Consider the following 12,243-nt stretch of genomic DNA (forward strand, 5'->3'; position numbering starts at 1 on the left):
CGATGCAGCCTCAAGCAGATACCCTCAGGCAAAAACAGGAAGCGCTTCTCAGCAGCGATCCCGGTCGCTTCGATCCGGCAACTGCATTCCGTGTAGCGCAGCACATCAGCGACGAGGAAAAGCTGACGGTCGGTTCGCATGGTGGAACCAGCCCGATTGCGGTTTCCGTCAGCGGTTTTCGCAAGAAGGGTGCGGATGCCGAATTGCGCTCGGCGCTAGCGCCAATCGTTGGCCCGCTCGGTTCTCTGCCGCCCTCCTACGGCGAAATGCTACAGCGCGAAGAGCGCAATCGCTCCAAGGCGCTGGCGAGTTTCTTCAATCTTTTCGCAGCAAGGTTCAGCGAACTTTTCGTGTCTGCCACGGAAAAATACCGGCTGGCGCGCGGGCTTCGCTGGGCGAAGAACCGCCGTGAAAACGCTTTCCGCAGGACGCTGCTGTCGCTAACCGGCTTCGGCACACGCGGCATCACGGAAAATGCTGGCGTCAGGGAAGACGTTTTGCTGCGGTTCAGCGGGCTGATTGCCAACCGCAACAGAAACTCGACGGCGCTGACATCAATGCTGTGCGAGTTCACCGGGCTACAGGTCAATGTCGAACAATTCCGGCGTCGATGGGTGCCGATCCCCACCCATGAGCAGAGCCAACTGGGCCAGCCCGGCGGCTTGCTGCTGGGGCAGAACACGACAGCGGGCAGCACTATCGAGGACTTTGCCGGTGGCTTTCGCATCGTCATCGGACCGGTTGGCTATGCGGATTATCTCGCGCTGTCGCCGGGGTCCCGGCGGTTGGCGGAAGTCTTCGCGCTGACACGCCTTTTCACCGGCAGCGCCTTCGATTTCGACGTGCAGGTTATCCTCAAGAAGGAAGACATTCCGTTCTGCCAATTGGGCCAGAGCGACACCCCTGCCCGTCTGGGCTGGAACAGCTGGGCCCGCATCGCGCCAGCCGAAAAGGACAGCACGGACGCCATCGTGACCGAGCGCGAGGGCTCGGCTCTAACAGAGTTGAGGGTTTCGGCATGAAGCTCGCCTTGAAGGAAAAACAACAGGACGGCAGATTCCAGCCATCGCGCTGGAGTTTCGAACATGGCAGGCGCGTGCTTGGCCGCTCGAATGATTGCGACTGGCAGATCGATGACGGAGAACGCCGTGTCTCGAAAATCCATTGCACGCTGAGCCGCGACCGTGAAGGCTTTTCGATTGTCGACCAAAGCGCCAACGGCACGCTGGTCGATGGCCGCGTTCTGCTGGAAGGCCAATCCGCACGGTTGAAAGACGGCTCTCGCATCGACATCGGCGGACAGACTTTTGAGGTCGCGATCAGCGGTGAGCCAGAGATGGATTTCGGTGATCCCGACCGCGCGCTTCGGGTCAGCGACGAGCAGCTGACGATTTCAGCTATTCTATCGGACATCGCACCGGGTGGTCGCTCCGCACGCGGTGTTCTCGGCAATAGCAGCGCCAATGATGACTGGCCGGATGAAACAAAGCGCGTGCAAGGCAAGAAGGCCAAATCGATTTCCAAAAATGTGGAAATCGGCTGGAGTGCGCCGCCGTCTTCAGCGGGCCTCGGCACAGTGCTGCCGGATGACTGGAACGAAGAGCCTGTCGAGAGCAGCAAGCACGAGCATACCGATGCGCTCAACACGCCGGTAAAGGTTGCCCGCCCGGCTGCCCCGGCGAAGCCCCGTGAGGATTTCGATGCCGTCTTCACCGGCCCGGAGGAGACGCTTGACGACGAGCCTTTGGAACCCGTGTCCTTCCGTCAGGATGATCGGCTGGCCGAACTCGTATCTCACCTTGAGCGGGAATGCGCGGAGTGTCTCGCGGTCCTCGACATCGAAAGCGAAGCGGGTGGTCATGCGGAGCACGCGAACACCGCCGCCCGGCTAGAGGCACTCATCCGCCAGCAGCGTCTTCTCTTCACCTCGCTGGAAAACCTGATGCGCGTTTCCACGCAGAAGCTTGAGCCGCGACTGCTTGAGGCAAAAGCTGATGTCGGGAACGATTTACGCTCGAAGATCGAGCGTAAAGACTGGCGCGGCGTGATTACCAGAACCGACTACTGGTCCTTTTACAAAAAGCAATTTGACGAAAGTGGGCGTCAACTGTCGATCCGGCAATTCCTGCAACAGGCAGCGCGTGGCGATGCCGAAGAGCAGGAAAAACCGGCGACGGATGAAGCGAATTTCAATGGGGTAAGCACAGAAAATGAGGCATGAAAATCGCGTTGCCTGGAGCGAGGGAATGTTCCTTCGCGTTCAACATTTCCAGCAAACGGACCGCTGGACGGAGCGACTGGTCCGCAATACGACGCGCAATCTCTCCCCCTATCCCTGGGGCGTGGCTGAAATCGGCATAGACCGCAGCGCGCTGGCAATCGGCCAGTTCGCGCTCTCCAATCTGCGCGGTATCCTGCCGGATGGAACGCCGTTCGAGGCACCGGAAGATTCCGATCTGCCCGCTCCCCTCGAACTGGACGAGACGGTCAAGAATGCCATCGTCTATCTGGCGTTGCCTGCCCGGCAGCCGGGCAAGGCGGACATGTCTGCGGTTCCACGGCCCGAGACGAACAGTGTGCGTTTCGTTGCTTCCAATTACGAAGCGACAGACGCCAATGTGGACACGGATTTCGTTGCACCTATCGATGTGGGCCGCCTCAGCCTTAAATTCCTGAAAACGGGCGATGATATTTCCGGCTATGATCTCATAGGCTTGGCACGCATTATTGAAGTGAGATCTGATCGTGCCGTTATTCTCGATCCCGATTTCATTCCGCCTAGCCTCAACTGCGCGGCATCGTCCCGTCTCAACGAATTGCTGACGGAGCTTCTCGGCATCGTGCGCCATCGCGCGCAGGCGATCTCCGAACGGATTGGCGACCCGACTATTCGCGGTACCGCGGAAGTGGGCGATTACTTCCTGCTGCAAATCCTCAACCGGGCCGATCCGTTGCTGGCGCATCTCTCCGCCAACGCCACGCGCATGCATCCGATCCGCTTATACGAAGACTGCATCCAGCTTGCCGGTGAACTGGCGACATTCACGACGGAAAAGAAGCGGGCGACGGATTTTCCGCCATATCGTCATGACGATCTGAAGGCGAGCTTTGCCGCTGTGTTCGATGATCTCAGAACGTCGCTGTCTGCCGTTCTAGAACAGGCCGCCGTGGCCATCGAGCTTGTCGAGCGCCGTCATGGCGTGCGTGTCGGCACCATCCACGACCGCAGCCTTCTGCGCGATGCAGGCTTCGTTCTGGCCGTCCGGGCAGACATGCCAGCGGAAGACATTCGCCGCAGGCTGCCAGCGCAGATCAAGGTCGGTCCAGTGGAGCGGATTTCGGAACTGGTCAATGTGGCGCTGCCGGGCATCCCCGTGCGCTCGCTGCCGGTTCTGCCACGCCAGCTGCCATACCGTTCCGGCACGATCTATTTCGAAATCGATACCAAAGCACCTTTGTGGAAACAACTCGAAACGTCCGGCGCCATCGCGCTGCATCTTGCAGGCGATTTCCCCGGACTTGAGATGGAAATGTGGGCGTTACGCGAATGAGCAACGAAAAGCCCTCCTCCTGGCAGGACTTGCCGACGGTGGTCGAAATCACCGAGGAAAGCCGCCAACGCAACCAGAACGCCCGTAACATGGCGGCCATTCTCGATGACATTATCGAGCCCGGCGAAGCGCCGGAACGACCGCGCGGGGAAACCGGCGCGCTGCCCATCGATGCGCTTCTCTCCAATTTCCGCTTCGGCGGAGAGGAAGTGCCAACGCTGGTTCAATCCGCCGCACCGCTGCTCAATCTGGCCCATGTGCTTCGCTTCAGCGATGCACAACCGGACCCTGAGCATCTGCGCCGGGCCTGCCTCGAGGCGATCACCCGTTATGAACGCGATCTCGCGTCTGCCCGCATAAGCCCGGAGCGCGCGAGAGCCGCCCATTATGTCGTCTGCGCCACGGTGGACGATGTAATCCTCAGCAAGCCCTGGGGCGTTCGCGCCGGTTGGGCGCGTTCCGGCCTCGTCTCCACCTTCCATAATGATGTCACGGGCGGTGACCGGGTCTTCGATATTCTCGACCATTTCCACCAGTCGCCCGGCGCGAACAAGGACCTGCTGCTGCTGATCTATCTGTGCCTGTCGCTTGCTTTCGAAGGCCGCACGCGCGTTTCTCCGAAAGGCGCACTGGAACTCGCCCGCATCCGCGACAGCCTCTACAAAACGCTGATCGGCCAGTACGGCGTGTTCGAGCGCGAGCTGTCGCCGCACTGGCAAGGCGTGGAAGCACGGCATACGCCGCTGAAAACCATGGCCGCGCTATGGACTTTGCTTTCCCTTCTCACCCTTGCTTTTGCGCTTGGCTATCTCTTCTTCACGCTCTCTCTCAACGGCGCATCGGACGCAACCTTCGAGCGGCTTGCCAAATTGCCACCGTCGCAAACACCAAGCGTCTTGATAGCCGCGCCACCTGAACCGCCCCAGCCCGTGGTCCAGGAGGAGCCGCCAAAGGTTGCCGAAGCGCCGCCTGTGGTGAAACCACCTGAGCCGACACGGCTTCAAAAGTTGATGGAGTTTCTGGAGCCCGAGGTTCAGCAGAACCTCGTGACACTGGCCGACGTCAATGGACGCCTGCGGGTGCGCATCAACAATTCCGGCCTGTTCGAAACCGGCAGCGCAGATGTGAGCCCGAAGTTCCGCGATCTGATCCAGCGCATCGGCGGCGCACTTTCTGCCGAGAAGTTCCGCGCGGTGGTGATCGGCTACACGGATAATGTTCCGATCAAGACGGTCCAGTTCCCATCCAACTGGCATCTTTCGGAGGCCCGCGCAAAGGCCGTTGGCGATATCCTCACCCAATATACCGGGCCAGAGGCGATCCTGACCGAAGGTCGGGCCGACAGCGATCCACTGGCGGATAACAGCACGCCGGAAGGCCGTGAGATGAACCGCAGAACCGAAATCATGGTGCTGACCAACCCAGATGAAAAGCTGAGCGATGCCGGAATTCTATCGCCAGCCATATCCACGACACCCGGACAGCAGCCAGGAGCCCAGCAATGAATCCGCTGAGTTATTTTTATACGATCCGGTCTTATGTCGATAGCTACGCAGGTATCATAGGTCGCCGATTTGTTTCGCTGATCTGGGCAATCGCGCTTTGCGTCGTCATCTGGTTCTACGGCTATCTCATTGCCTTCGGTGATTTCAAACCGTTCGGCACCACACAGGCTCGCCTTATCGCCATTGGCGTCATTCTGCTGGTCTGGGTCGTCTATATTGCCATCACCCTGTTCCGCGCCCGCAAGCAGGACAAGGAGCTGGTCGACAGTATCGAACAGGAAGCTCTGGCCAACCGCAATGCGGAAGTCGGAGAGATACAGACCCGCCTGAAGGAAGCGCTTGCGCTTCTTCGCCGCGTTACCAAGAAACGCTTCGGGTATATCTATGACCTGCCCTGGTATGTCATTTTCGGTGCACCGGGCTCGGGTAAGACGACTGCGCTGACCAATTCCGGTTTGCAATTTCCTCTCGGAGATGCACTGGGCGAAAGCGCCGTGAAAGGCATTGGCGGCACCCGCAATTGTAACTGGTGGTTCACGGATGAAGCCATTCTCATCGACACTGCCGGGCGCTACACCACGCAGGACGATCTCGACGGTTCCTCGAAGGCAGGCTGGGAAGGCTTCCTCAATCTCCTGCGGCGGTATCGCCGCTCGCAGCCGATCAATGGTGCGCTGGTCACGCTTTCCATCCCGGATCTACTGACCCGAGACCCGGAGGAGCAGCGGCAGGAACTGCGCTCCATCCGCCAGCGCCTGTCTGAACTGGACGAGTATCTTCACGCACGGGTACCGGTTTATCTGGTTCTGACCAAGGCTGATCTTCTCGATGGCTTCGTGGAGTTCTTCGACGGTTTCAACAAGACTGATCGGCAACAGGTGTGGGGCACCACTTTCAAGCTGGATGAAAGCTACACCTCGCCATCGCTGCCGCAGCGTTTCATGGAAGAGTTCGAGCTTCTGCAACAGCGCGTCGACGCCATGCTGATCGAGCGCTTGCAACAGGAGCAGAACGCGGAAATCCGTGGTCGCATCTTCCGCTTCCCCGCCGAAATGGCAAAGCTGAAGGACCGACTGCATGAAGCTCTGGGGGAGCTCTGCGCAAGCTCGCCGCTGATCGAAGCACCCCTTCTGCGCGGCGTTTACTTTGCTTCCGGCACCCAGCCGGAAGTGAACACAGCAACGACCCGCGCGCGTCGCAGCTACTTCCTCTCGCGATTGTTCAAGGAGGTGATCTTCCCGGAAGCGGCACTCGTCATGCGGGACAAGCGACTCTCGGGCCGCCAGCTTCTCGTTCGGCGCATCGCTTATGGCGTCTCCGCAGCCATTGTCGCCATCGTCTTTACCGGCTGGATCAGCACCTATTTTTCCAACACGCAGGCGCTGGCAGAAGCGGACCGAAAGCTCAACGCCTATGAACAGCTGGTTCAAGGCATTCCTGTCCGTGATGTTTCCGATGCGGATTTCCTGCGCATCATGCCTGCTCTCGATAATCTAAGGGACGCAAGCTCCGGCTTCTCCAAGGATCGTGTCTGGAAAGTAGGTTTCGGCCTCGATCAGAAAGACAAGATTGCGGGACGGCAACGCGATGCCTATCAACGCGCGCTGAACGCCCTGCTTCTGCCGCGTATGATCGTGCAACTGCAAAAGCAGTTGGCGGATGAAAAGGATGTGACGAGGACGTTCAACTCGCTGAAACTTTACGGCATGCTGGGCGGGCTTGGAAATCTCGACCGCGATTTCCTGACCGTGCAGGCGCAGAATATGTTCGCCTCGCTTTATCCGGGTGATGGACGAGCGGCTGCGCGTGCATCGCTTAACGGCCATGCCCGTGCTCTTGCCGATGGAATTCTGGCACCCATCGAACTCGACGCTCGCCTGATCGCGAAGGCACGCAAGACCATCAAGGAGCAGGCCATCGGCACGCGCGCCTATGATATTCTGGCCGGATTGCCGCAGGCTCGCGCTTTGCCGGAATGGACACCATCCTCCGCCTTCGGTCCTCTTGGCGAACGCGCATTCGAGCGCAAAAGCAAGACTCCTTTGGTGGATGGGATAGAAGGTCTGTTCACGGCAGATGGCTATCGGAACGTGGTCATTCCGCAGGTGTCTTACGCCTCGCGCGTGGCGCTTTCCGAGGCCTGGGTGCGTGGATCGGATGATGCCATTCGCGGCGCGACCGTTGAGCAGGTGGCGCAGGCGGCATTGCAAATCTATTTCGACCGTTTTGAAAAGCGTTGGGCCGATACGCTTTCGGATATTCGCGTGAAGCCCTCGCAGTCTCTGGGGGATGCCGTGGAAACGACGCGCATTCTCGCCAATGATCGAAATATCGTTGCAGAGGGGGCGAGATCGATCGCCGATGCGACCGATCTTCGGCCAAATGCGGGTGCAAGCCTGACCACGCTCGCTTCCACGGCGGATGGCGATACGACGTCCACAATCCTCGCTGCAACAGTCGACGCCGCGGACCCATATGCACGGCTGCGTGATATGCTGGCGGCAAAATCCACAGCCGCACCGTCGGATGGACAGACAGGAAGCAACAAGGCTGCCGGTTCTCCATCGGAGCAATTGCTCGCCAACCTGAAAACGCTGAACGAGCAATTGGCACGCTCCTCCACCACTTCGGACGAGGTGGCTAAGGTGTTCGATGTCGACAGCCAATTGACGAAAGCCAATCAGGATCTGCTTCAGCAGGCAAGGCAGCTTCCGGCACCGCTGGATGTCTGGATTGCTGGCGTTTCCGCAGATGTCGGTTCGCTGGCGGTAAAATCCGCGCGCAGCCGCATTGCCGATCTTTGGGCGGCAGACTCCGCGTCTCTCTGCTCATCCATCGTCAGTGGAAGATATCCGTTCGATCGCGCATCGCCACGCGATGTGGCAATGGCGGATTTCACCCGCCTGTTCGGACCAACCGGTGTGTTCCAGAGCTTCTTCAAGCAACGCATGGAACCCTTCGTGGACAAGACGACGGCGCCGTGGAGTTGGAAGGGCACCTTCGGATCCGCAGGCATTCCAAGCGATGCAATTGCGCAGTTCGAAAATGCCGACAAGATTTTCCGGGCGTTTTTCCCCAATGGCAGCGAGGTTCCTGCGGTCTCGATCAACGTCAAACCCGTTTCGCTCACCAATGAATCGAGCGCGGTCATGCTGGAGATCGAGGGCGAGCGTGTGGTCTATTATCACGGGCCGATCCAGGCGAAGTCCATCAATTGGCCGTCGCAGGAAAACTCAGCCAATCTTTCCCGCATCGCTTTCCAGCCCGGTGGCTGGCAGCAGGCGAAAACCGAAAATGGTGACTGGTCGCCGTTCCGGTTGTTCGACGATGCTAAAATTGAGGGGCAGACCGGAGATATTCTGCGGGCCCGCTTTGAAAATGGCGGACAGGTGGCGGAGTTCGACATTCAGTTCGGCTCTGTCCTCAATCCATTCCGGCTGGATGCGCTATCGCGCTTTTCCTGCCCGGCACAATTTTAAAGACATGGAGAACTGCATTTCCACGGAGGGGGAATTTATGACGATGACGACATCTACCCAACAAACGGCCATGCCTGGCTGATGGCTAAACAGGTCCAAAAGCTGGTCGATCCGGTTGCGGAAAGCGACCGTATCGGCTTTTTCGGCAAAATTCCAAGCCACGGAGATTTCATTTCCGAGGGGCTGGACCGTGAATTGGTGGGAACGCTGGACGAATGGCTGCGCGCGGGCCTACACGCCTGCGCCGACCAGTTCGCGGGGCGCTGGTCATCAGTGTTTTCCTCTTCCCCTCCCCGGCGCTTCATCATCGAACGCGGCGTCTGGGGCAACGCCGCCTATACGGGCGTTTTATTGCCGAGCAAGGATCGCGTGGGGCGGAAATATCCGCTGGTTGTTCTGGCTCAGCTCAACAGCTTCAGGCAGCACCCAAAAATGCTCTATCTGGATGAAACCTGGTTCATGGCCGCCGAGGCCTTGGCTGAAACATCCATGGCGGGCGATTTCGAAATGAGCCGTTTCACCTCCGCGATCAAACGGCTGCGATTGCCCAAGCCGAAAGAGGAGGAAGATAGTTACCCTCCCGAGCCTCGAATGGGTAAGCCCACCAGTCTTTGGTGGCATATCGATGCTGAAACGCGCCGTCCGAAAGGGTTCAAGTTCGAAGGCAAGCCCAACACGGGCGACTTCGTCAAACTGTTTCAAGAAGCGCAGCCGACACCGGAGCCTGCTCCGACCCAGCAGGCCGAGCAACCGCCAAGAACCAATCACGCTCCAGCCGCTGCGCCAGTAAAGCAGGCAGCTACCTCATCTGCACCACGGCAAATCCAGCAGACATCTGTCGTTTACAGCTATGCCACCCATGCCGGAACGAAACTTGCGAGCAACGCGGATTCTTTGTTCGTCTCCAAAAATCCGGCCATTTTCGCGATTGCGGACGGAATAGGAGATGGTCAGGCGGCAGTGGAGGCCGCAAGGCTGACCACGAATATGCTCGCAGATATTGCTGCGGTTGGAGAAGACGAAATCGACCCGCAGACGATCCGGGCAAAGCTTGGAACCGTCAATAGTCTTCTTCTCTCACGCCAAAGCGGAGAAGGCATTTTGCGCCATGCAGCAAGCGTAATCAGTGCCTCGATTTCCAGTCAAGCCTTGACCATTCTCTGGTCAGGTGACGCGCGAGCCTATCTTTTGAAGGACGGCACGATGCACCCGCTGACCCGGGATCACGTCATTGTCGGCATGAAAAGGCAGCTCTCCCAATGCGTCGGCCACTCGCAGCAGTTTCGGCCTGATGTCATTCGCGATGAGTGGGGCCCATCGGATCGGCTGCTTTTGTGCAGCTTTCCGCTCGTCCACCAGCTGAAAGAGCGTGTCGTTGCGGAAATCCTGTCAGAAAGTCCGGTGAGAGATTGCGCCAACGCGCTTATTCAGGAAGCTCTTATTGAAGATGTGAGGGAAAATATCAGCGCTATCGTGATCGGGAACGAGATTGTTTCAAGGTAGCGATAAGGAGCAGGTGTCTGTTGCCCAGCGTTATGCCGAGCTTTGGCACGCTATCCAGAATGACGGCGCCTTGAAGCGAAGCTTTTTTGAGCAGAAGGATTTCATCGATCAGATCCGCAATTCGCTTGATCGCAAGGCATCCGGCTTGCTGCCTGAACAGCCGGAATGGATTGCAAATAGTTTCAGCGTTGAGGGCGTGGCCTTCCAGAGCGGTGCGACGGAAATTCTCAAGCTGCGACACCGGGACCTTGCCTCGCTGCACGCATTGAAAACCATCCCCTCCGCTCAAAGAGATGATGTCGTTTTAAGCCAATCTCTGCGAAGAGAGGCAGAGATTGGCCTCCGGCTCCGCCACCCTAACCTGCTGGAAACATCATTGCTGCTGCGCCTCAATCACGGAAGGCCGGGGATTTTGATGCCCTGGCATCCGGTATCTCTCGCTTCCCTACCGGCGGAAACACGTTTCAGTCGCGACGACGCAGTCAGTCTTTTACGCTGTGTTCTCTATGCGCTTCTTGAAATGCACCAGCAAGGACTGGTGCATTGCGACGTGACGCCCGCGAATGTTTTTCTTGCTGGCGAACCGCTCAGAAAAGCCAAGCTCGGTGATTTCGGCATCACGATCCCGATTGGAGCAAGACATTGCGATTTCGGAATTCAACGTGCGGGTTCACCGGAATTCGCGGCGCCTGAACAATTGAACGGCGAGAAGGCTCATCCCGCCCAAGACATCTACGCTTTTGGCAAACTGGCCCGGAAAATCATTAGCAAGATGGATATTACTGAGGGCGCTTTGAGCGAACTGGCAGAACAATGCAGCGATGAACGCATCGAAAAACGACCTCAGGATGTTCAGGATATTCTAAAGTCGCTTGAGACTTGACAAGAGACAGAACCGAAAAGCGTTGCAGGACATTCATCGTGCAACGCTTGTTGTTTTATCAGCTACCATTTTCGAACTCGGCCACGTCCGTAAAGGGCCCTTGTGCCAGCAACGCAGCGTTAAAAATCTTCACCGCTCAGGGCCAGCCAGCTTAGTTCGAGCTACCCGGCTGCGGCGCAGCAGCCGTCGGCACGCTCTTCTGGAAGACTGTCAGCAGCTTGGCAGAATCCACCAGAGGCGCATTGCTTGCATAGAGTACATCACCCTTCTGCATCTGGAACATCTGCATCAGCGCAATGCTGGAGGCGTCACGCATATTGACGTGATAAATCACAGGGCGTGTTCTGGTGATGACTTCAGCCCGCTCTTTCGATGCGACCGGACCAACCGGTGGAACGATCACAGTTTCGGTCCGGAATACATAGACGTTGCGTGAATCCGCACGGTCATCGAGAAGACCGCCTGCGCGGCCAACGGCCTGAGCGAGCGTCAGCTTGCCGGTTTCGAACTGGAATTCGCCAGCGCTTTTGAACGCGCCGAGCGCGGTAAAGCTGGATGCGTCGCCGTCGATCATGATCTGGTCGTCAGGCGACAGGCGGACATTCTGCCGATCTTCACGCATGACGCGGTCGAGCGTAGCGCTTGCACGCTGCTGACCACGGACGATGGTTACGGTCGCAGCGCCGGGCGCAACCGTTGGGCCGCCGGCCTGATTGATCGCATCAAGAACGCGCTCCTGACGCGCGGTCAGCGGCATCTTGCCCGGCGTCTTGATCGCACCGCTGAGCATCACAACGCTCGTTGGCTTGTCGACGACTGTCACAACCGCCTGCGGGTTGACCGCAGAGCCCTTCAAGCCCGACACGACCTGATTTTGCAGTCCCTCAGGTGTGGAATCCGTAACGCGCTTCTTGCCGATAAAGGGCAGGTTCACGCTTCCATTCTGATCGACAGTGAAGCGGCCAAGATTGAGCGTCTTGCTCTGCGTGGACGAAAACAGGCCGTCTTCGCCAGTGTCGAGAACCGTGATGTCGATAACGTCCCCACGGCGCAGGCGCTGCGAATTATAGCCGGTGTTGCGCAGGGCCGTGAGGCCGGGACCGGTGGATGAGGAAAGGAAGCTCGCGGCTGAAGTCGAAGCAGGCGCGTTGGCAAGTTCGATAACCGGAATTTTCTCGTTGGTCTGAGGAAGGGTTGCCGAACGAATATTACCAGAGGTTGGACCATCGGAAGGCCGGGCACACGCGCTCAGCAATGCCAACAGGAGCACCGAAACAACCTTCTTCATCCCAAATCCCCAAGACAGAATCACCTACACGCAG

General features: G+C 58.4%; 8 protein-coding genes. 7 read left to right on the plus strand and 1 reads right to left on the minus strand.

Annotated features, from left to right (window positions below):
* Nucleotides 1–2: 2 nt before the first annotated feature.
* From tssG to CFBP5473_RS15450, 7 genes are all read left to right on the plus strand, one after another.
* Nucleotides 3–1,022: a type VI secretion system baseplate subunit TssG gene (gene tssG, locus CFBP5473_RS15415; protein ID WP_027675275.1), complete on the plus strand. Its 1,020-nt coding sequence runs from the start codon at nt 3–5 to the stop codon at nt 1,020–1,022.
* Entirely contained in the window at nt 1,019–2,221 is a 1,203-nt protein-coding gene (locus CFBP5473_RS15420; protein WP_027675274.1) for a type VI secretion system-associated FHA domain protein, read from the plus strand. Before tssG ends, CFBP5473_RS15420 begins: the two co-directional genes overlap by 4 nt.
* Nucleotides 2,211–3,551 carry a type VI secretion system baseplate subunit TssK gene (gene tssK, locus CFBP5473_RS15425; protein WP_027675273.1) on the plus strand — a complete coding sequence of 447 codons (1,341 nt, stop codon included), beginning with the start codon at nt 2,211–2,213 and terminating at the stop codon, nt 3,549–3,551. Before CFBP5473_RS15420 ends, tssK begins: the two co-directional genes overlap by 11 nt.
* Nucleotides 3,548–5,056, plus strand: coding sequence for a type VI secretion system protein TssL, long form (gene tssL / locus CFBP5473_RS15430; protein ID WP_027675272.1), 1,509 nt, complete (start codon nt 3,548–3,550; stop codon nt 5,054–5,056). The genes tssK and tssL overlap by 4 nt, the downstream gene beginning before the upstream one ends.
* Nucleotides 5,053–8,535 carry a type VI secretion system membrane subunit TssM gene (gene tssM / locus CFBP5473_RS15435; protein WP_027675271.1) on the plus strand — a complete coding sequence of 1,161 codons (3,483 nt, stop codon included), beginning with the start codon at nt 5,053–5,055 and terminating at the stop codon, nt 8,533–8,535. The genes tssL and tssM overlap by 4 nt, the downstream gene beginning before the upstream one ends.
* Before the next feature lie 81 nt (nt 8,536–8,616).
* A complete protein-coding gene (gene tagF, locus CFBP5473_RS15445; RefSeq protein ID WP_027675270.1) occupies nt 8,617–10,038 on the plus strand; it encodes a type VI secretion system-associated protein TagF in 1,422 nt (473 codons plus the stop codon).
* A 13-nt stretch (nt 10,039–10,051) separates the two neighbouring features.
* Nucleotides 10,052–10,921 (plus strand): protein kinase domain-containing protein, encoded by an 870-nt coding sequence (locus CFBP5473_RS15450; protein WP_051441266.1) that lies wholly within the window; start codon nt 10,052–10,054, stop codon nt 10,919–10,921.
* Between the two features lie 151 nt (nt 10,922–11,072).
* Here CFBP5473_RS15450 and CFBP5473_RS15455 read toward each other — a convergent pair whose 3' ends face one another.
* Nucleotides 11,073–12,209, minus strand: coding sequence for a polysaccharide biosynthesis/export family protein (locus CFBP5473_RS15455; protein WP_027675268.1), 1,137 nt, complete (start codon nt 12,207–12,209; stop codon nt 11,073–11,075).
* Nucleotides 12,210–12,243 lie beyond the last annotated feature (34 nt).

Origin of the sequence: Agrobacterium larrymoorei (assembly GCF_005145045.1) — a bacterium.
Classification (GTDB): domain Bacteria; phylum Pseudomonadota; class Alphaproteobacteria; order Rhizobiales; family Rhizobiaceae; genus Agrobacterium; species Agrobacterium larrymoorei.

What these genes read in the sequence shown, in the direction of transcription:
- tssG (WP_027675275.1), top strand. Translation starts at nt 3, where the DNA reads ATGCAGCCTCAAGCAGATACCCTCAGGCAAAAACAGGAAGCGCTTCTC.
- CFBP5473_RS15420 (WP_027675274.1), top strand. Translation starts at nt 1,019, where the DNA reads ATGAAGCTCGCCTTGAAGGAAAAACAACAGGACGGCAGATTCCAGCCA.
- tssK (WP_027675273.1), top strand. Translation starts at nt 2,211, where the DNA reads ATGAGGCATGAAAATCGCGTTGCCTGGAGCGAGGGAATGTTCCTTCGC.
- tssL (WP_027675272.1), top strand. Translation starts at nt 3,548, where the DNA reads ATGAGCAACGAAAAGCCCTCCTCCTGGCAGGACTTGCCGACGGTGGTC.
- tssM (WP_027675271.1), top strand. Translation starts at nt 5,053, where the DNA reads ATGAATCCGCTGAGTTATTTTTATACGATCCGGTCTTATGTCGATAGC.
- tagF (WP_027675270.1), top strand. Translation starts at nt 8,617, where the DNA reads ATGGCTAAACAGGTCCAAAAGCTGGTCGATCCGGTTGCGGAAAGCGAC.
- CFBP5473_RS15455 (WP_027675268.1), bottom strand. Translation starts at nt 12,209, where the DNA reads ATGAAGAAGGTTGTTTCGGTGCTCCTGTTGGCATTGCTGAGCGCGTGT.